This window comes from Pseudomonas sp. 65/3-MNA-CIBAN-0223, assembly GCF_040310425.1.
Taxonomy (GTDB): Bacteria; Pseudomonadota; Gammaproteobacteria; order Pseudomonadales; family Pseudomonadaceae; genus Aquipseudomonas; species Aquipseudomonas gregormendelii.
In genome coordinates this window covers 17,970-37,849 of sequence record NZ_JBEOPV010000034.1, presented here as the reverse complement: position 1 = coordinate 37,849, position 19,880 = coordinate 17,970, and the positions used below count along the sequence as shown (strand labels likewise).

Sequence of the window (19,880 nt, the reverse complement as noted above, 5' to 3'; positions counted from 1 at the left end):
AGGGAAACCGTCTGCGCGCCGCCGTCGATTTCGCGGGTCACGGCAACGCTGTCGCCGCTGATTTCCACTTTCGACGCGAACGTGCCCTGGCCATAACCGCTCAATGCCGCGAGCATCTGGCCAGTCTGGTTGTTGTCGCTGTCGATCGCTTGTTTGCCAAGTATCACCAGCTGTGGCTGTTCCTTGTCGACAACAGCCTTGAGCAGTTTGGCAACGGCCAGGGAAGTCAGATCTTCAGCGGATTCGACGAGGATGGCGCGGTCGGCACCCAGGGCCAGCGCAGTGCGCAGTTGCTCCTGAGCGGTGGACGGGCCGACGGAGACGACGACGATTTCAGTCGCAACACCCTTTTCTTTCAGGCGTACGGCTTCTTCCACTGCGATTTCGCAGAATGGGTTCATCGACATCTTGACGTTGGCGAGGTCAACGCCGGAATTGTCCGCCTTGACGCGAACCTTGACGTTGTAATCAACAACGCGTTTGACAGCTACAAGAACCTTCATGGATTCCTCGTTACTCTCCGGTGAAAAGAAAGCCGCCTAGGCGAACCTGGCGGTTGATACTCATCGGGCGCAAGGGCACCTCTAAAAACGCCGGCATAAGTGTCAAGTGACCATCGCTCATAATGTTGATGACCGTTGGTCAGGGGTGACTAACGAGTCATTCATTATCGCGGCGTGTAAACTGCGCGCCAAACCCGCGCTGCGCATCACCTTCTACTGCCATCGCCCTGTCTTTAGAGGTGCTCTTGAAACCAACAGCCAGCCTACGGCGAGCGCAAAACCGACCGTATCTTGACCGGAACACCTATTCCGGTCAATACGGCAAAACGGCCGTTCATAAGCCGCGTGACTTTGATTTCTCTGGGCTTGAGCCAATTCAAACAAACGTTTGTATTGGACGCTGAGAGTGGTGTAGATATAATGCGCCACCCAGAGAGAAAGGTGGTCAATCGATTGTCCTGTTCGGCGCATTGCGCAGAAATTCATGGATGCGATACCAAACCTCCAATTAGAAAAAAAACTGTTGAGCCTTGAGTAGGAGATAACCTGTGGAACGCGAATACATGGAATTCGACGTCGTCATCGTCGGTGCCGGCCCCGCTGGTCTTTCCGCCGCCTGCCGGTTGAAGCAGAAAGCCGCTGAAGCCGGTAAGGAAATCAGCGTCTGCGTGGTCGAAAAAGGCTCCGAGGTCGGTGCTCACATTCTCTCTGGCGCGATTTTCGAACCCCGCGCCCTGAACGAATTGTTCCCGGACTGGAAAGAACTGGGTGCGCCGCTTAACACGCCTGTCACGCGCGACGACATTTTTGTCCTGAAGAACGCCGACAACGCGCAGAAAATTCCTGACTTCTTTGTGCCCAAGACCATGCACAACGAAGGCAACTACATCATCTCCCTGGGTAATCTGTGCCGCTGGCTGGCCCAGCAGGCCGAGAACCTGGGCGTGGAGATCTACCCGGGCTTCGCCGCACAGGAAGCGCTGTTCGACGAAAACGGCGTGGTGCGCGGGATCATCACGGGTGACCTGGGCGTTGACCGCGAAGGTCATCCAAAAGAAGGCCTGTACACCCCGGGCATGGAGTTGCGTGGCAAATACACGCTGTTCGCCGAAGGTTGCCGTGGCCACATCGGCAAGCAACTGATCAAGCGCTTCAACCTCGACAGCGAGGCAGACGCCCAGCACTACGGCATCGGCTTGAAAGAAATCTGGGAAATCGACCCGGCCAAGCATCAACCAGGCCTGGTGGTCCATACTGCCGGATGGCCGCTGGACATCATGGGCACTGAAAACACCGGTGGCTCGTTCCTGTATCACCTGGAAAACAACCAGGTGGTTGTCGGCCTGATCGTCGATCTCTCCTACAGCAACACCTATCTCTCGCCGTTCGACGAGTTCCAGCGCCTCAAGCATCACCCTGTACTGAAGCAGTACCTGGAAGGCGGCAAGCGCATCAGCTACGGCGCTCGCGCCATTTGCAAAGGCGGCCTGAATTCGCTGCCGAAGATGGTCTTCAAGGGCGGCGCGCTGATCGGCTGTGACCTCGGCACCCTGAACTTCGCCAAGATCAAGGGCAGCCACACCGCGATGAAGTCCGGCATGCTCGCCGCTGAATCCGTGGCTGAAGCGCTGTTTGCCGAAAAAGACGGCACTGAGGAGCTGACCAGCTACGTCGATGCCTTCAAGCAGAGCTGGCTGCACGAAGAACTGTTCGCCAGCCGCAACTTCGGTCCGGCGATTCACAAGTTCGGCGCCATCGTGGGTGGTGGTTTCAACTGGCTGGACCAGAACATCTTCGGCGGCAAACTGCCGTTCACCTTGCACGACACCAAGCCGGACTATGCGTGCCTCAAGCTCGCGGCTGACTGCAAGAAGATCGATTATCCCAAGCCAGACGGCAAGATCAGCTTCGACAAGCTCAGCTCGGTGTTCATCTCCGGCACCAACCACGAAGAAGAGCAGCCTTGCCACCTGAAGCTGACCGACCCGAGCATCCCGATTAGCAAGAACCTGCCACTGTACGACGAACCAGCCCAGCGCTACTGCCCGGCCGGCGTGTATGAAGTGGTGACCAAGGAAGACGGCGAGAAGCGCTTCCAGATCAACGCCCAGAACTGTGTGCACTGCAAGACCTGCGACATCAAGGACCCTGCGCAGAACATCACCTGGGTGGCGCCGGAAGGTGCCGGTGGCCCGACTTACCCGAACATGTAAGTCCAGCGCCTGAACATCAAGGCTCCCGGAATGGGGGCCTTTTTGTTGCCTGCGGCAGCTCCTACAGGGGGATCTATGGGGGGTCAGGCGGCGCGTTCTTCGCCGGGGTTGCGCTCGAAGTAGCGCTTGTACTCGCGGCTGAACTGCGAAGTGCTCTGGTAACCCACCCGATGCGCCACTTGCGCCACGCCCAACCCTTCGGCCATCAGCAAGGCCTGGGCCTTGAGTAAGCGCAAGCGCTTGAGATACTGCACCGGGGACAACAGCGTGCTGCGCTTGAAATGCTCGTGGAAGGTCGACGCACTCATGTTCGCGCAACTGGCCAGGGTCTCGACGTTCAGCGGTTCGGTGTAGTGCGCATGCAGATGACTGAGCGAGGCGGCAATTCGCGCGAATTGCCCCTGTTGTTCAACCAGCGCCCGCAGCACATCGGCCTGAGGCCCGCGCAATGCCACGTACAACAACTCACGCAACCGCGCCTGGCCCATGATCCGGCATTCCAGCGGATCGTGCAGGCAGCGCAACAGCCGCTCCACGCAACCGCGCATGGCATCGTCGAGCACCGCCGAGGTCATGGACTCCGGTGTCTGTGCCGGAATATGCCGCCCCGGCGCCAACCCCATGGCCAGCACCAGCTCACCGAGCAGCACCCGATCAATGGCGATGGAAACCCCCAGCATAGGCCCATTCGGCGCCGAAAATGTTTCGCACTCAAACGGCACCGGCAATGCCTGGATCAGATAATGCCCGGCTCCGTATTCCAGCGTACGCGGCCCCAGGTACGCCAGTTTGCTGCCTTGGGCGATGATCACCAGGCTGGGCTCGTAGATCTGCGGACCGCGCGCGACATCACAACTGGCCCTTAGAACCTGGACGCCCGGCAACGGCGTAGGGGCGAAACCATCGCGAGTGGTCAGGGGCTCAATCAGCGAAACCAGCGTGGCATTGGCATCGAGATGACGGGTTAACAACATGGGGATTCTTCACCAAAAAAGTCGCGAAAAAAGGTATGAAACCATCATCGCAGGTCTGGTTGGCCAATTGATCACACGACCATTGATATCGGAGGAATAGGCATGACACACGGAGGAATCGCCATGGCCGGTGACAGGTTGGGCGGCCAAAATGTGTCGCCTCACTTGTCACTGCTTTTGCGAGGTTCCTCATGTACACCGCTATCGGATATGCCGCCCAGTCGGCCTCCACGCCCCTCGCCCCGATGAAATTCGAACGTCGCAGCCCGCGCCCCGACGACGTGGCCATCGACATTCTCTACTGTGGCGTCTGCCACTCCGACATTCATCAGGCCCGCAACGAATGGGGCATCGCCGTTTACCCGTTGATGCCCGGCCACGAGATTGTCGGCAAGGTTACCGCCATCGGTGCGAACGTCACCCGGCATAAAGTCGGCGATCTGGTTGGCGTTGGCTGCATGGTCGATTCCTGCCGTAGCTGCGAAGCCTGCCAGGCGAATCTGGAGCAGTATTGCCTGGAAGGTCCGACCATGACCTACGCCACCCCTGACCGGGTCGATGGCAGTAACACCATGGGCGGCTATTCCGACAGTATCGTGGTCAGCGAGCACTTTGTAGTGCGCATACCGCAAAAACTCGACCTTGCCAGCGCTGCGCCGATCCTCTGCGCCGGCATCACCACCTATTCACCGCTCAAACACTACGGGGTGAAGGCCGGCGACAAAGTCGGGATTCTGGGCATGGGCGGCCTGGGCCATATGGGCATCAAGTTCGCCAAGGCCATGGGCGCCGAAGTCACGCTGTTCACCCGCTCGGCGAGCAAGGCCGAAGAAGGTCGTCGCCAGGGTGCCGACCACGTGATCGTGTCCACAGATGCCGAACAGATGAAGGCGGCCGCAGGGCATTTCGACTTCCTGCTGGACACCATTCCGGTGCAGCACGACCTCAATCCCTACCTCGACACCCTGAGATTCGACGGCGTGCACATCCTGGTGGGCCTGATCGAACCGGTGGAACCGCCGGTCCACGCCGGCAAGCTGGTGATGAGTCGTCGGGTGCTGGCCGGCTCGCTGATTGGTGGCATCGCCGAAACCCAGGAAGTGCTGGATTTCTGCGCCGAACATGACATCACTTGCGACATCGAAATGCTCGACATCCGCCAGATCAATGAGGCTTACACCCGCATGATTGCCGGTGACGTGAAGTACCGCTTCGTGATCGACATGGCCACCCTGAAGGTGTAATCAGACCTTGGCACCCAGCTCGGCCGACAGCCGGGCTGTGACCCCTTTGATCAGGGGAATCAGCTCGGCCATTTTTTCCAGCGGCATGTACGGCACGGTGCTGGCGATGCTGATGCCGGCAACGATACGCTTGCTGGCATCACGAATCGGCGCCGCGACACAGCGGATCGATGGCTCGTTGTCCTCCAAATCGAAGGCATAACCGCCAGCCACGTATTCCATCATGCGCTGCTGAAACTGCTCCCAGGATTGCTCCGGGTGCTGCGGCCAGAACAGATTTTTCCCACCCACCGGCAAGCTGACTTCGTACAGCCGTTGCCATTCTTCCTGGCTGTCATCGAGCATCAGCGCCTTGCCGATGCCGGTGCGCGCCAACGGCATGCGATGGCCCACCCGCGAACGCATTTCCGGACCATTGCGCCCCGGATTCTTGTGCAGGTAAAGCACCTCGTCGCCTTCGCGAATCGCCAGGTGAATGGTGTCGCCAGTCAATGCCGACAATTCGTCCAGATAAGGCCCGGCCAAGGTCACCAACGGCAGCTCTTCGCGCGCCTGGAAACCCAGCTCGATCAGCTTGGGCCCCAACAGATAGCCGACTTGCGGCACCACGCGCAGATAACGCTCGTCCACCAGGCAGCTGGCCAGGCGATGAGTGGTGCTACGCGTAGTCCCGATCAGCCGGGCAATTTCCTTGAGATCGCGGGCGCCACTGGCCACGGCCTGGACCACACCCAGGCCCCGAAGCAACGTCTGGGTGCCGGTCGGTGCGGCGTCCTTGGCGATTTTTGCGGAGTCTTCCTGCATATCCAGCCTTTACCGTTGAGCGAGTGACGGGCGGCATTATGGTCGCCCGATGGTGGTCACTACAACTTGATACGCTCGACCTTGCCTACCAGCAGCACGTAGGAAAGTGCGCCGATCAGCGCCAGGACCGAGATATAGGTGATCGCTGGAGCGAAGGAATCTCCGGTAGCCAGGAAACCAATGACGATCGGCGTGGTAATCGCCGACAGATTGCCGATGAAATTGAACACGCCACCGGTCAAGCCGAGCAACCTCGCCGGGGCCAGGGTCGAGACCAGGGACCAGGTGATCGACGCCAGCCCGTTACCGAAAAATGCCAGCGCGAGGAAGGCGATGACCAGCGGCGTCGACTCGACGAAGTTGGCGCCAATGATCGAGGTGGAAATCAGCAGGCCGCCAATGATCGGCAACTTGCGCGCAAACCCGACGGTGTAGCCGCGCCGGATCAGCAAGTCCGAGAAGAACCCTGAACACAACACACCGACGAACGCGGCAAGAAACGGCAGCGACGCCAGCAGGCCGGACTTGATGAAGTCCATGCCGCGATATTTCACCAGGTAGGTCGGGAACCACGTCAGGAAAAACCACAGGGTAGAGTTGAGGCAGAACTGACCGAGGTAGATGCCCCACAATTTGCGTTTGGTCAGAACGATGCCCAGGTCAGTCCAGCTGAATTTCGCCTTGACCTTGGCCTGCTCGGCCTGGATATCCACCAGCCCGCCACCTTCGCGGATCAGCTCGATCTCGGCGGCGTTGGCACCCTTGAAGTCCCGTGGTTCGCGATACACCGCGTACCAGATCACCGCCCACAGAATGCCGACTGCACCCGTGCTGACGAACACCATGTGCCAGCCATACTGGTGTTGCAACCACGCCAGTACTGGTGTCAGGAAGGCCAGGCCAACGAACTGTCCGGAGGTGTAGAAGCCGATGGCCGTGGCACGCTCGCGCTCAGGAAACCAGGTGGTGACCACGCGGCTGTTAATCGGATAGGCCGGCGCCTCAAGCGCACCAACGGCCATGCGCAGAACGAACAGCGCGATGAAGCTGGCGGCGAAGCCGAGCATTACAGTGGCAATCGACCACAACAACAGGGCAACGCTGTAGAGAATGCGCGGCGGCACGCGATCCACCAGCCAGCCGCCGGGGATCTGCATGGCAGCGTAGGTCCAGCCGAAGGCGGAGAAAATCAGTCCCACGTGAATGGGATCGATGCCCAGCTCGCTGGTCAGCGCCGGGGCGGCGATCGACAGGTTGCTGCGGTCCAGGTAGTTGATGACCACGGTAATGAACAGCAGCACCATGATGAAAAAACGCTTACGGCTGGGTGCCACCAACGGCGCCTGCCCGGTGAGGGTTTGCGGTTGCATGGGGGATGCCTCTTTTTATGTTTATTGAGGTCGATGTGAAATCGGGGGTTGCCGCAAATCTCGCTGTCCATGGAGATCAAACTGTGAGAGCCAGCCTGCTGGCGATAGCGGTGAGTCAGTCACCAAAAATACCCGGGGTGCCGACCAAATCGCCAGCAGGCCGGCTCCCACAGGAATTTGCGGTGGATCAGAGAGCACTCACCACTCGGCAAAACTGCCATCGGCGTGGCGCCAGATCGGGTTGCGCCAGCGATGGCCGACGGCTGCGCGCTCGATCACGTACTCCTCGTTGATCTCGATCCCCAGGCCCGGGCCGTTGGGGATTTTCACGAAGCCTTTGTCATAGTCGAACACCCGCGGATCCTTGACGTAATCCAGCAGGTCGTTGCTCTCGTTGTAGTGGATGCCCAGGCTCTGCTCCTGGATGAACGCGTTGTAGCAAACCGCATCCAGCTGCAGGCAGGCGGCCAGTGCGATCGGGCCCAGCGGGCAATGCAGCGCCAGGGCGACATCGTAGGCTTCAGCCATGTTGGCGATCTTGCGGGTCTCGGTGATACCGCCGGCATGGGACGCATCCGGCTGGATGATGTCGACATAACCTTCGCTGAGCACGCGTTTGAAATCCCAGCGCGAGAACAGCCGCTCGCCTAGGGCGATCGGGGTGCTGGTCAGCGGCGCCAGCTCTTTGAGCGCTTCGTAGTTTTCGCTGAGCACCGGTTCTTCGATGAACATCAACTTGTACGGATCCAGCTCCTTCATCAACACCTTGGCCATGGGCTTGTGCACCCGGCCATGGAAGTCCACGCCGATGCCGACGTTAGGCCCCACCGCGTCACGCACGGCAGCAACGTTGGCCAATGCCAGGTCGACTTTCTCAAAGGAGTCGAGGAACTGCAATTCTTCGGTGCCGTTCATTTTCACCGCAGTGAAACCACGTCCCACCGCTTCTTTCGCCGCACGGGCTGTGTCCGCCGGGCGGTCACCACCGATCCAGGAATACACTCGAATCTTGTCGCGAACCTGACCACCCAGCAGATCGCTGACAGACACGCCCAACGCCTTGCCCTTGATGTCCCACAGCGCCTGGTCGATACCCGCCAGTGCGCTCATGTGGATGGCACCGCCACGGTAGAAGCCGCCGCGATAGAGCACAGTCCAGATGTCCTCGATGTTGCGTGGGTCTTTGCCGATCAGGTAGTCGGACAATTCTTCGACGGCTGCGGCGACGGTGTGGGCGCGGCCTTCGACCACGGGTTCGCCCCAACCGGTCACGCCCTCGTCGGTTTCGACCTTGAGGAAGCACCAGCGCGGCGGCACGATGAAGGTGGTGAGTTTGGTGATTTTCATCTGTATCTCTCTCTTATTGGATGCAGCGCTAGCAGCGCCAAGAAGTCTTAGCGAAGGGCTATCCAGGCAGCCACGTAGGCCTTGGCGTTGTTCGCCACCTGCTCTGGCGTCATGCCCGGCTTGAACAGCCCGGAACCCAGGCCGAAACCTTTGACGCCGGCGTCGATAAACACCTGCATGTTGTCGGGCGTGATCCCGCCAACCGGGGCCAGAACAGTCCCTGGCGGCAGCACCGCGAGCCAGGCTTTCACCACGGCGGGGCCCATTTGCTCGGCGGGGAACATCTTGAGTACGTCTGCGCCTTCGGCCAGCGCGGCGAATGCTTCGGTGGGAGTGGCAACACCGGGCGACAGGAACAGGCCGGCCGCTTTGGCCGCACGCAGCACCTTGGGATCGCTGTGGGGCATGACAATCACCTGGCCGCCCGCGGCTTTCACCTGCTCGACCTGCTCCGGCGTGAGTACTGTGCCTGCGCCGATCAGGCAATCGGCCGGCAAGATGCTGCGCAGGATGCGAATGCTGTCGTACGGCTCGGGGGAATTGAGCGGCACTTCGATGACGCGAAATCCGGCGGCATACAGGACTTCGCCAATGGCGGCCGCTTCTTGCGGACGCAGTCCACGCAGGATCGCGATCAGACCGTTTTGCGCCAGGGCTTGCTTGAGCATGTCAGACCTCCAGTGGGGGGTTAACGGGAAAGGGTTGGCGGGATGAGGCCGGCGGCAAGCGCCAGTTGCCACAACCCGCGCTCGGTGGCCTGCTCGGCCAGGGACACCCGGGCAAATCCACAGGCGTCCAGGGCCCTGCAGTAGCGACTGCAGAGTTGGGAATTGCCAATGAGGATGATTGAGGGCAGATGCACGCTGTTGCGTCGATGACGCTGGGCATGTGCCAACGCGCAAACTTCGTGGCCGATCAACAGCCCGGACAGGTAGTCCGGCTGGGCGCTGGCACTCAGTTCGCCGGTCAGGCCGAGGCTGCGGGCACTGAACAGCGTGGACAGCGGGCCGATCTCGCCATCGGACGACAGCGCCACTTGTACACCACGGTCGAACGCATCGCCGTCAAAGGATCCGCCGCGTTGCTGGGTACGGCCGAGAATACTGTGCTCGCTGAGCACCGCGAAAATTTCACCGGTCATGAAGGTATCGAAATGCACGATGCAGCCTTCGGCCACTTCCACCCATTTCGAATGACTGCCGGGCAAGCCGATCAGCAGATCACCGCCACTGTTGCCTGCAAGATGGTGCAGAACGCCGAGCACTTGGGTTTCTTCGCCGCGCATCACATTGGGCAGGCGCGAGCGCTGGATGACACCGGGCACGATGTGCACGTCGACTCCGCGAATGCTGCGCACAGCCTGCAGGGAGTTCCCGAGATCGGCGACGTTGGCCGGGGTCTCCCGGTAGGCCGCTTCGCACCAGCCCTGGGCACTGCCGACCATGCCACAGGCAATGACCGGCAAGCCTGGCTGTGCATCGAGCCAGTCGCCGCAGGCTTCATTGAAGGCCAGTTCAAAGCCGTCAGCGCACGGCTGGCCGGCGATCACCCGGGGTGTGCGGGGCAGCTGCATGATGCCTGTAGACAGCGACCGCTGTTCCAGCACCTGGCCGCCTTCGACGAGTTTGTAAGCACGTAATGAGGTTGTCCCCCAATCGAGCGCGATCAATTGCGCCAGCATCGCTTCACCTGTTCTGTTTGTTGGGCAGTGAGTGAGCCGGACTATAAACCTGGGAGGGGACAAATCTCAATATATAAATATCAATCCCATATATTGAAACAAAGTAAAAAAAGATCGCAGCCTTCGGCAGCTCTTACAGGGATTGCGAAACTGTAGGAGCTGCCGAAGGCTGCGATCTTTCAAGGGGTCATCAATTTCCCGCGGCGAAATCCCGCAACACCGCCCCATCCATCCGATAGCGCACCCACTCTTCCTGCGGCTGCGCACCCAGGGATTGATAGAACTCGATCGCCGGCTTGTTCCAGTCCAGCACGCTCCACTCGAAGCGCCCGCAATCATTGGCGCAGGCAATCTTCGCCAGGTGCCGCAGCAGGGTCTTGCCCGCCCCGCCGCCGCGCTGTTCGGGGGTGATGTACAGGTCTTCGAGGTACAGGCAATTGCTGCCCAGCCAGGTGGAGTAACTGAAGAAGAACACCGCGAAGCCGATCGGCAGGCCATCGCGCAGGCAGATCAGGCCGTGGGCGGTGGCGCCTTCGCTGAACAGGCTGCGCTCGATGTCGGCAACGCTGGCGATGACTTCGTGCCGGGCCCGTTCGTAGTCGGCCAGCTCAGTGATGAACGCGAGGATTTGCGGCGCATCGCTGGGGGTCGCCGGGCGGATGTCGATCGTCATGGACGGGCCTTCGTCAAAATTGAAAAAAACATACTAAGACGCCACGCGACGCTCGTCACATGGGAAATCGGTTTTTCCGCATCGCTGCCGTTGCGCAATCACTCCGGCCAGCACTAACCCTGAAATCGCGAACCTCGCACCTAACGCCGGCGTCCCCCGTGTTAGATAGACAGGCTGTGCATTTTTTATCAGGACAAGGACCCGCCTCATGCCCACCGCAATACCCGCCGTTTCGAACCGCCTGTTCGGTTTGTTCTGCTTCGCCAGCTACCTGCTGTCGTTGTCCTACGGTTCGACCTTCCTGCTGTCGCTGTTGATCAGTTCGCGAGGGGGCAATGAGCACGATGCCGGCAGCGTGATCTCCGCAGCGATGCTCAGCACCTTTGCGGCAGTGATCGTGTCCGGGCACTTGTCGGATGCGCTCGGTGCCGCCCGCTCGATCGCCCTGTTCGGCATTTTGCTGGCTGCTGCGAGTCTGGGATTTGCCATGGCACCAGGGTTTGGCGACCTGCTGCTGTTGTTCGGTTTGCTGCTGGGCTTGGGCTGGGGCGTTTTCTACACCTTGGGGCCGATCATTGTGGCAAGTCTGGTGACGCCCGCGCAACGAGCCCGCTATTTCGCCTTGCTGTCGGGCAGCATGCTCACAGGGATTGGCAGCGGTCCCCTGCTGGGGCGCCTGGCCAGTGCGCTGGGGTATCCCGTGACGGCGGCGTTTTACCTGGCCGCACTGGCCAGCCTGATCGGCGTGCTGTTGTTCTGGCGGCTCGATGTGCACCTGCGGCAAGTGCCTTCTGCGTCAATTGCAGGCGCGCGCATATCCTGGCGGGCGACGGCTCGGGTGCTGTCATCCAAAGCGGTGTTCCCGATCATCATGGTCGGCCTTGGCGGCAGCATATTTGGCGGTTTGTCGAGCTTTCAAACCAGCTACGCTGCCGCTCGCTCAGTCGACTATTCGCTGTTTTTCCTGGGTTTCATGGGTGCTGCGATCGCCGGGCGAATGGTGATTGCCGGGTGGGTGGTCAAGCGCGACCCGCTTCGCGCGTCCTGCCTGCTGTCCGGGCTGACCCTGGGCTCGATCCTGATGTTCGGCTACGGGGTGAACGACAGCGTCAGTTACCTGATGGCTGCAGTGATGCTGGGCATCGGCTACGGCCTGACATATTCGGTGATCAATGGCCTGGCGGCCAACGAAGCACCCGCTGGCACTCTCTCGCAGGCGCTGCTGTTATTCAGCCTGGCGTACTTCATCGGCGTGTTTGGCTTTCCGTTCGTGGCCGGCAAGATCATCGTCGAATATGGAATGACGACACTTTTGCACACAGTTCTGCTGATCAGTCTGCTGAACTGGCTGATCACCGCAGGCCGACTGCTCTGGCGGCGAATCTTTGCCACCAGGGCGACGCAAAGCGCCTGAACCGTTCGTCGACCTTCAGGCACCAATTCAAATCAGGGGCGGACCAATATTCGGTAAGGACTTTAAATAAATGGAGACGACAAAATGATCCTGTCCAGATTGACTGCCCTGTCCCTCGCCACCTTGCTGTCTGCTAGCGCTTTCGCGGCGACCGTCGCCACCGGCACCGGTCCGACCAATCCTGTCGAAGCGCCCAAAGCCCCCGCCATCCAGAGCGCCCCAGGCATTAACACCAATGGTACGGGTGTCGACAGCAGTTTACCGCCGTCCACCGGTACCGACCCACGGACCCAAGGCAGCGATATGGGCCGTCAGGGTGGGATGAACGCGCCGGACACCCAGACTCCCGATAACGCAGAAACCGGCACCGGCTCGAAAACCACCACGGGTGGTTCGGGTTCCGAAGGTGGTGCCAGCAAATAGTTCGCCCACGCGAGCGTCCTTTCTATCGCCATGAAGAGGTAAGCATGAACGTCGATGACAACCTTGAGAAAGAAGTCCTGACCCGCCTGTTGCACGCCCACCCAAGTGGTTTGGGCAAGGAGGTCCTGGATAATTATCGTGGGGAAAAAGTTGTGGCCAGCACCCTCGCCACGTTGCAGGATCGCGGCCTGATCCAGCATGGGCATGTGACCTGTAACGAGGCCGGCGAACATTCGCTGAATTTGCCGATCAAGCTCAGTGCTGCCGGGGTCGAAGCGGCGCGCAAGCTGGAAGTGTAAGCCGTTTGGCGCGAGGCTGGTGTTGCTGGCCTCGCGTTGTTGCCAATACCGCCATCGCGGGCAGGCTCACATCGGTCCCGCCACCCACCATGCCCCCTGTGGGAGCGAGCCTGCTCGCGATGACGCCCACTCAGGCACCCGCAGTCCTGCTGATCAAAGCATCGACCTCACTGGAGCCAGGCGAAGTCGCCGGCCCCCAGCGAGTCACCGCCAAAGCCGCCGCTGCATTCGCTCGCCGCGCTGCCTCGAGCATCGGTAAACCTTGAGCCAAACCGGCGATGAATACTCCGGCATGCGCATCACCGGCGCCATTGCTGTCCACTGCTTCTACCTTGAAACCCGGCACGTGCTGAGGCTCACTACCCTGGCTGACCCAGCAACCTTGCGGCCCATCGCGAACTACCAGCAGTGCTTTTTTCGGCAGGTGATCGGCCAGCATAATCAGTGCCTGGGCAATATCCGTCGCACCGGTAAAGCCAAGCGCCTCGACGCCATTGCTGGTCCAAAGGTCTATGCGCGGCAACAGCGCCTGCATCAGTGGCGCATCCGGCGAGTCCACCAGCGGGCCCGGATCGAACACCACCTTGATCTCACCGGCTAGCGCCAGCACCCAATCCACCAGTGCCTGGGCCTTGCCGGCATGCAGCAGGCTATAGCCACTGACGTAGACATAGTCCCCCGCCTCGACTTTCACGCCGGCGAGGTCCTGGGCAGTTAGTTCGCCTTCGGCACCAATATAGGAAATGAACGTCCGCTCGGCCGATGCCTCGGTCACGGCTACGCACAAACCGGTATCTTGCCCGGCGCTGTGGGCGATGCCGATGTGAATGCCCTCGGCCGCCATGGCCTCCCGGGCCAGGTCACCGAAGCGACCCGTGCCGTGCCGCCCCAGGTAGACCACGGGTAAACCATTGCGCTGGGCGGCGGCCATGACATTGAAGCCACCTCCAGCCTCGAAACTGGCCGACTGCGCTAATACGTCGCCACCCGATTGAGGCAGTTTGGCCACGGCCATGACCAGATCGATGATGACCTGGCCGGTGTGCAGCAATCTAGGCATGAGCATTCTCGATCAGTCCCGGGCGACGATCCCTGGCGCCGCCCAGCAGCCCGTAAACCCCGCCCGCCACCAGGAAGGTAACGATCCAGCCGAGGCCGTTATGCCCCAACCAGGAATCAGACAGGAACCCGCGGAACCACAGCGTCTGCTCGGTGGTACCAATGGTGGTGAAGCTGTAACCCAGGACGATCGCCAGCGCCCAGGCGCCGAATGCGCGCCACTCAATGCCGCCGCGATACCAGTAAGCACTGCTCGGGCTGACGTCCAGCAGGTCCTGGGGGCTGTAGTAGTGACGGTGAATCAGGTCCACCACAAAAATCCCCACCCAGGCCGTGATTGGCACTGCCAGCAGCGAAATAAAGGTAATAAAGGGACCGTAGAAGCTGTCGGCAATCAACATGAAGTAGATCGACCCGGCGAAGATCGCGACGATGTCGACCACCACGGCATACACCCGCTTGACCTTGAGGCCGAGGGTCAATGTGGTGAGGCCTGCGGAGTACACCGACAGGTTGTTCGACAGCAGCAGACCACCGAATGCCGTGATCAGATAGGGCACCGCCATCCACGTGGGCAGCATGTCGCGAATCGCGACGATCGGGTCGGTGGCCGAGGCCAGGTCATCGTTGCCCACCGACAGCAGGCCGCCCAGGGTAATCAGCAACACCAGCGGAATACCCGCGCCAAAGGCCGCCGAGGCAACCAGGCGCACGGCCTTGACGCTGCGATGCTGGTAGCGCGACATGTCGGCGCCAGCATTCGCCCAGCCGATTCCGGTCCCCGCCGCCATGGTGCCGACCCCGATGATCATTGCGCTCAGCGGCGCCGGTGGCGCATTAAACACGGCGCTCCAGTCGATGGTGGCGCAGAGAAAACCGCCTACCAGAATGTTCAGCGCGCCAAATACGTAAGTCGCCCATTTTTGGATGACCAACAACGTAGCGTGGCCGAGGCCGGAGACCGACAACGTCAGCAGCACAAAAATCGCGATGAAGATCAGCGTCAGCACCGGCGCGCTCTTGGCTTCCACCGGCGAACCGAACAGGATCGAGCACAGCGACAGCAACACGAACGCGGCGGTGGTGGTGTTGACCGTCTCCCAACCCAGGCGCGACATCAGCGAAACCAGCGTCGGCCCAATGTTGCCGCGCACACCGAAGATGGCCCGGGACAAGGTCAGGCTCGGCGCCCGCCCCCGCCGTCCGGCGATCGAGATGATGCCCACCACCGCGAAGGAGCCGGCAGCCCCGAGGACCGCCACGATGATAGCCTGCCAGATCGCGAGCCCGCGAAACGCCACGAGCGTGGCCCCCAGCGGCAGGCCAAGGATGGAAATGTTGGCGGCGAACCAGACCCAGAACAGTTGCAGCGGATGACCGTTGCACTCCGCTTCCGGCACCGGTTCGATGCCACGGGTCTCCAGTTGCCCGGCGGTCTGCCCGCTATTTGAAGAACGCATGAAATGCTCCTGTTGCCATTTTTGTGGTTGTCGGCAAAACGAATGTATGACGCGCCTCCTACAGTGGTGTGGTGTTCTCGCCTTCAGCGCAAAGCCATAAGGCCCTGCACCAACGGTTCCAGCGCCAGACCGTTAACCATCTTGACCCTGTCGATCATCGCCACAGGCCAGCTCTCCAGTCCAAGGCAGGCACCGAGCATGGCACCCAGGATCGCCGCGATGGTGTCGGTGTCGCCACCCAGGCTCGCGGCCATGCACAGCGCCTCGAACGCGTTCATTTCGCCAATGGCCACCTGTTGCGCCAGGGCAAAGGACACCACTACCGATTCCTGGGAAGCCACCGAGGTGCCGATCACGTCGTATAGCAGGTCGGCGAGCAACGCTTTGTCACTGTCGACACTGATGGTCCGGGCCCAGCTGATGCGCGAAGCGATGCGGCCACCGGCGACCCAATGTCCATGGCTCTCGGCTTGCTGGGCGAGGTGTTGACCCAGGTTGAGTGCAGCGCCCAGGTCCATGCCGTTGATGCCGGCGGAGACCACCGCCGCCACCGCTGCCGCGCTGGAAATGCCCAAGGTGGTGTTGTGGGTGACCTGGCAGGCCTGCACGACGGACTGAATGAAACGTTCGGGGTCAGCGATGTCCGCCGCGATGCCCACCGGCGTAATGCGCATGGCCGCACCGTTGGTGGTGCCGTAGCGCCCGGCCTCTGCCGGCGAATGCCCGGCAAGGATCATTTCGATCGCCCGTTTGGTCGAGGGCCCCAGCAGATCCTGCGAGCCTTTGGCCCGCATCTCGGCTTCCCATTCGATCAGGCGCTGGGCGAGCTCCGAAGGCTCGATCCGACCCTGGCCCTCGATCAGTAACTGACCGACCAGAATCGCCTGTTCGGTGTCATCGGTGATCGAACCGGCGGGCATATTGGCCGCGATCGGCTGATCGGGGCCGGCGTCTTGCAGATCGTTGATCTGACCGAAACGCGCCTTGATATCAGCGCGGCTGAGCGATTGCGTCGGCATGCCCAACGCATCGCCCAGGGCCAGTCCGTAGAACGCGCCGAGGGCACGATTGAGCGGGGTCATTGCGGGGTTCCAAATTGCAGGTGCAGGCGAAAGTGCACGGGATCAAGCAGGCTTTCGACCTGTTCCATGAAGCGGTTTTGCCGGTCGTAGGTGGTGCGCAAAGCCTTGAGAAAGACCGTGCCCACCGGTCGTCCGAGCAGTTGTGCGTCCTCGGCATTCAGCGGCTCGGCGCCGATCCATTGATCGCCGCGCTCGCCGATAAAACCATAGGCCGCCAGGGTGATGGTCAGGGAATCGTCGATCAAGCCGACCCGGGGCAGGCTTTCCAGGCCGCTGTTGGCGGGCATCAGAGAGCGTTCAAGAGACACCAGGGTGCCATCGTTGGAGCGCCGGCGGCGGTCCAGTGTGATGAATTTTTCAGTGCCAAAGCGCGACAGCAAATCGGGTCGATCCACTGCCTCCAGGCGCAGCACTTCGGTATTGACCAGCGCCCCGCTGTCGGCCAGGGCCTGGGCCCAACCGCTGCGCTGGTCGAGCACTACCCCGTCAAAGGTGACGATGGAACCGACCCCCGTTTGCGTGGCGATGTAATGGCGCCGTTTCAACTCGGCCAGGGCTTCACGCAACGTGCCTCGGCTGACTTTGAATTCCTGAGCCAACTGATGTTCGCCGGGCAACAGGAAACCGTCCTCCATGAGGCCGCTTTCGATGCGCCGGATAAGCTCGTCGACCACCCGTTTTTTCTTGTCAAATCGTACCTGTCTAATCATGTACAAATTGATACCCGAAACGGGTTGGAGCGGGCAAGGAATATTTCAGTGAGGTGACAAATGGAAGGTGTCCGCTTCGCGGTCAATCGCGGGCAAGCCTTGCTCCCAGAGTGCTTTGCTCTCACAGCGCCCTGCTCCCACAGGTGGTATGCGCCCCCCATGAGGGAAGGGAGTTCAGCAAGTTACCTGCAAACCCTGTGGGAGCAAGGCTTGCCCGCGATGGCGTCAGAAATAACCACTCAGGGCTCAAGACCGATGGGAAAAAACTCACCACCACTCCACACGCCAAGCCAGCGCTGCCCGTCGATCTCCCGGGTGACGGCCAGTTCCACCAACTGGTAGAACACATTGCGATGGATCAGCGCCTCAAGGTTGGTCCGCACGTGCACGTAAGGCGCCGGCTCCTGGGTGACCGGGTCGATCACCACGCGGATGGGGTGCTCTCCCCCCGCCTCGGCAGTCTCCTCAACGTTGGTGGTAAACCGCAGCAACTGGGCCTCACCCTCGCCTTCCACTTCCACGGCAATGGCCACGAACGGGGCGTCATCGACCTTGATGCCGACCTTCTCGACCGGGGTGATCAGGAAGTAATCATCCCCGTCGCGGCGGATGATGGTGGAGAACAGCTTGACCATCGGCTTGCGTCCGATCGGCGTGCCCAGGTAATACCAGGTGCCGTCCCGGGCAATACGCATATCAATGTCGCCACAGAACTCGGGATTCCACAGGTGGACCGGCGGCAGGCCTTTGGTCTTGGGGATTTGCCCCAGCAGGTCGTTGGCTTTTTGCGGTCCGCTCATGGTGTTCTCCTGGAAAATTATTGATCACTGATGCCCAGCAGGCTGCGCGCGTATTGCTCAAGCGGCGGGCCCATCAGGTCTTCGGGCCGAGAGTCGTGGAACGTCAGCAAACCGCCGCGACTCTTGATGCGTGCAGTATCGATCAAATACTGGGTGCTGGTCTCGATCAACATGATCTGAATCACACCGGTATCGACACCCAGCCGGTCCACGGCTTCCTGGTCCAGCCACTCATCGGAGTTGCCGATACGGTCGTCCGCCTTGGCAAAGCGCGTGTACAGCAGGTAATGAGCGCCCACGGCGCGGGCTTCACCCATAGCCTCGTCGAGCCCCTCAGGCGCGCGAGCGCGGCGCACCATGGGGAAATACTCGATGAATCCATCGAAGGCCACTTCGGCGATGACGTTGGGACGCGGGTGGGCAGTGCCGCCACGCGGCGCGAATGCGCCTTGGGCGATGTAGATGAAGGAGTCCGGCTGGATTCGCAGGTTACTGACCCGACGACTGTCGCTGTGATCGAGCAGGCCGGCATCGCTCATGTGATAACGGGTGCCTTCGGCCATGTCACTGACGTTCATGCAGCCACCAAGCGCCAAAATGGCCAGCAGCAAAACCGGGTTACGCATCCTGTCCTCCAGAGGCCGGTGACGGAAAACCGGCGAATGGGCATTGGATGCAGCTTCCGCGCCAGCTCAAGCTCAAGCTCCTGCCACAGGGAAATGCATTGCACCTGTGAATGCAGGTCGACTGTGGGAGCGGGCGTGCTCGCGAAGGCAGATTTTCAGCCGCCGATGATCTTCATGATGGTCGCGCCGCCGGAGAACGCCACTTCCTGCTTGTCTCCCAGCGCTTTGACCAGAAGCCGTTGCAAGGCTGGCAACGCCTGGTGGCGCGGTTTATCCAGCAGATCGCCGACATAGTGGCGGTTGCTCGACGACAGGCAGCCATGCAGCCAGCCGGTGGACGACAGCCGCAGCCGCGAGCAGGTGCGGCAGAACGGCACGCTTTCGTTGGCAATTACCCCGAAGTGGCCCATTCCCGGAATTTCGTAACGCACCGCCGTGGCATCGACGGGCGCATCGGCCTGCAGGTACTCGTAGCGCTCGCCGATCAGGTCGAGCAATTGCTGGAGGCTGACGAATTGCTGCAGGAAGGCATTGGAGTCACTGGCCAGATGCCCCATGCGCATCAATTCGATGAAGCGCAGCTCATAGCCGCGCTCCAGGCAATAATCGAGCAGCGGCATCACCTGATCGAGGTTCTGCCCGCGCAACGGCACCATGTTCACCTTGATCTTCATGCCTGCCGCGCTGGCCTGGTCCATGCCATTGAGCACGGTCGCCAGGTCGCCGCCACGCGCGATACTACGGAAAGCGCCGGCATCCAGGGTATCGAGGGACACGTTGATGCGCCGGATGCCGGCATCGACCAGCAGTGGCAGCTTCTTCGCCAGCAACTGGCCGTTGGTGGTCAGGCTGATATCTTCGAGCCCCATCTTGCCGACGGCGGTCATGAAGGCTTCGAGTTTCGGGCTGACCAGCGGCTCGCCACCGGTGATGCGCAAACGCTCGATGCCCGCCGCTTCGATGAGATAGGCCACGCCCCGTGCCATGGCATCGGCCGACAGTTCATCCTGCGCAGCCACCAGCCGCTTGCCATCAGGCACGCAGTAGGTACAGGCGTAATTGCAGGCTGAAGTCAGGCTGATCCGCAAATTGCGAAAACGCCTGCCTTGACGGTCAACGATCATGGAGCACTCCGGCGAAAGGAAATGGAACTGCTAAAACTTGACTCACAAATCAAGTTTTAGCAAGTCCCATGCCT

Annotated in this window: 20 protein-coding genes; 5 read left to right on the top strand and 15 right to left on the bottom strand. The window is 60.9% G+C overall.

Features of this window, described 5'->3' with window-relative positions; translation table 11 throughout:
- A partial coding sequence (locus tag AAEZ09_RS26870) for an electron transfer flavoprotein subunit beta/FixA family protein (RefSeq protein ID WP_350601429.1) occupies window positions 1-503 on the bottom strand: 503 nt, incomplete at its 3' end.
- 548 nt (window positions 504-1,051) lie between these two features.
- Between AAEZ09_RS26870 and AAEZ09_RS26865 the strand changes: the two genes are divergently transcribed.
- Window positions 1,052-2,716, top strand: coding sequence for an electron transfer flavoprotein-ubiquinone oxidoreductase (locus AAEZ09_RS26865; protein ID WP_045061697.1), 1,665 nt, complete (start codon window positions 1,052-1,054; stop codon window positions 2,714-2,716).
- Between the two features lie 83 nt (window positions 2,717-2,799).
- Here the strand turns inward: AAEZ09_RS26865 and AAEZ09_RS26860 are convergent, their stop codons facing one another.
- Complete coding sequence (locus tag AAEZ09_RS26860) at window positions 2,800-3,690, bottom strand: AraC family transcriptional regulator (RefSeq protein WP_205892129.1); 891 nt, start codon at window positions 3,688-3,690, stop codon at window positions 2,800-2,802.
- Between the two features lie 191 nt (window positions 3,691-3,881).
- Here AAEZ09_RS26860 and AAEZ09_RS26855 point away from each other — a divergent pair, with 191 nt between their 5' ends.
- Window positions 3,882-4,934, top strand: coding sequence for an NAD(P)-dependent alcohol dehydrogenase (locus tag AAEZ09_RS26855; RefSeq protein WP_205892128.1), 1,053 nt, complete (start codon window positions 3,882-3,884; stop codon window positions 4,932-4,934).
- Here the strand turns inward: AAEZ09_RS26855 and AAEZ09_RS26850 are convergent, their stop codons facing one another.
- The 6 genes from AAEZ09_RS26850 to AAEZ09_RS26825 all read right to left on the bottom strand — a co-directional run bounded on the left by AAEZ09_RS26850 (window position 4,935) and on the right by AAEZ09_RS26825 (window position 10,809).
- Complete coding sequence (locus AAEZ09_RS26850; protein WP_045061700.1) at window positions 4,935-5,738, bottom strand: IclR family transcriptional regulator; 804 nt, start codon at window positions 5,736-5,738, stop codon at window positions 4,935-4,937.
- 59 nt (window positions 5,739-5,797) lie between these two features.
- Entirely contained in the window at window positions 5,798-7,108 is a 1,311-nt protein-coding gene (locus tag AAEZ09_RS26845) for an MFS transporter (RefSeq protein WP_350601427.1), read from the bottom strand.
- Window positions 7,109-7,306: 198 nt separating this feature from the next.
- On the bottom strand, window positions 7,307-8,455 hold the full coding sequence (gene dgoD / locus AAEZ09_RS26840; RefSeq protein WP_045061702.1) for a galactonate dehydratase: 1,149 nt from the start codon (window positions 8,453-8,455) through the stop codon (window positions 7,307-7,309).
- A gap of 47 nt (window positions 8,456-8,502) precedes the next feature.
- Window positions 8,503-9,123 (bottom strand): 2-dehydro-3-deoxy-6-phosphogalactonate aldolase, encoded by a 621-nt coding sequence (locus tag AAEZ09_RS26835; RefSeq protein WP_045061703.1) that lies wholly within the window; start codon window positions 9,121-9,123, stop codon window positions 8,503-8,505.
- 20 nt (window positions 9,124-9,143) lie between these two features.
- Window positions 9,144-10,136, bottom strand: a complete 993-nt coding sequence (locus tag AAEZ09_RS26830; protein ID WP_350601425.1) for a 2-dehydro-3-deoxygalactonokinase — start codon at window positions 10,134-10,136, stop codon at window positions 9,144-9,146.
- Between the two features lie 190 nt (window positions 10,137-10,326).
- A complete protein-coding gene (locus tag AAEZ09_RS26825) occupies window positions 10,327-10,809 on the bottom strand; it encodes a GNAT family N-acetyltransferase (protein ID WP_045061705.1) in 483 nt (160 codons plus the stop codon).
- Window positions 10,810-11,017: 208 nt separating this feature from the next.
- Here AAEZ09_RS26825 and AAEZ09_RS26820 point away from each other — a divergent pair, with 208 nt between their 5' ends.
- From AAEZ09_RS26820 to AAEZ09_RS26810, 3 genes are all read left to right on the top strand, one after another.
- Entirely contained in the window at window positions 11,018-12,223 is a 1,206-nt protein-coding gene (locus tag AAEZ09_RS26820) for an MFS transporter (protein WP_045061706.1), read from the top strand.
- 84 nt (window positions 12,224-12,307) lie between these two features.
- Entirely contained in the window at window positions 12,308-12,646 is a 339-nt protein-coding gene (locus AAEZ09_RS26815) for a hypothetical protein (protein ID WP_122839150.1), read from the top strand.
- 44 nt (window positions 12,647-12,690) lie between these two features.
- The gene (locus tag AAEZ09_RS26810; protein ID WP_045061708.1) at window positions 12,691-12,945 is read left to right on the top strand and encodes a hypothetical protein; all 255 of its coding nucleotides are present in this window, start codon (window positions 12,691-12,693) and stop codon (window positions 12,943-12,945) included.
- A 130-nt stretch (window positions 12,946-13,075) separates the two neighbouring features.
- Here AAEZ09_RS26810 and AAEZ09_RS26805 read toward each other — a convergent pair whose 3' ends face one another.
- The 7 genes from AAEZ09_RS26805 to AAEZ09_RS26775 form a co-directional block, all read right to left on the bottom strand.
- Window positions 13,076-14,005: a PfkB family carbohydrate kinase gene (locus AAEZ09_RS26805; RefSeq protein WP_350601423.1), complete on the bottom strand. Its 930-nt coding sequence runs from the start codon at window positions 14,003-14,005 to the stop codon at window positions 13,076-13,078.
- Window positions 13,998-15,464 carry a purine-cytosine permease family protein gene (locus tag AAEZ09_RS26800; RefSeq protein WP_045061710.1) on the bottom strand — a complete coding sequence of 489 codons (1,467 nt, stop codon included), beginning with the start codon at window positions 15,462-15,464 and terminating at the stop codon, window positions 13,998-14,000. Before AAEZ09_RS26800 ends, AAEZ09_RS26805 begins: the two co-directional genes overlap by 8 nt.
- Window positions 15,465-15,547: 83 nt before the next feature.
- Window positions 15,548-16,546, bottom strand: coding sequence for an ADP-ribosylglycohydrolase family protein (locus AAEZ09_RS26795; RefSeq protein ID WP_350601421.1), 999 nt, complete (start codon window positions 16,544-16,546; stop codon window positions 15,548-15,550).
- Window positions 16,543-17,256, bottom strand: coding sequence for a GntR family transcriptional regulator (locus AAEZ09_RS26790; protein WP_045061712.1), 714 nt, complete (start codon window positions 17,254-17,256; stop codon window positions 16,543-16,545). Before AAEZ09_RS26790 ends, AAEZ09_RS26795 begins: the two co-directional genes overlap by 4 nt.
- A 239-nt stretch (window positions 17,257-17,495) precedes the next feature.
- Window positions 17,496-18,056 (bottom strand): DUF1285 domain-containing protein, encoded by a 561-nt coding sequence (locus AAEZ09_RS26785; RefSeq protein WP_045061713.1) that lies wholly within the window; start codon window positions 18,054-18,056, stop codon window positions 17,496-17,498.
- Between the two features lie 17 nt (window positions 18,057-18,073).
- Window positions 18,074-18,682 (bottom strand): DUF4823 domain-containing protein, encoded by a 609-nt coding sequence (locus AAEZ09_RS26780; protein WP_045061714.1) that lies wholly within the window; start codon window positions 18,680-18,682, stop codon window positions 18,074-18,076.
- Window positions 18,683-18,837: 155 nt separating this feature from the next.
- Window positions 18,838-19,806, bottom strand: coding sequence for a GTP 3',8-cyclase MoaA (locus AAEZ09_RS26775; RefSeq protein WP_045061715.1), 969 nt, complete (start codon window positions 19,804-19,806; stop codon window positions 18,838-18,840).
- Window positions 19,807-19,880 lie beyond the last annotated feature (74 nt).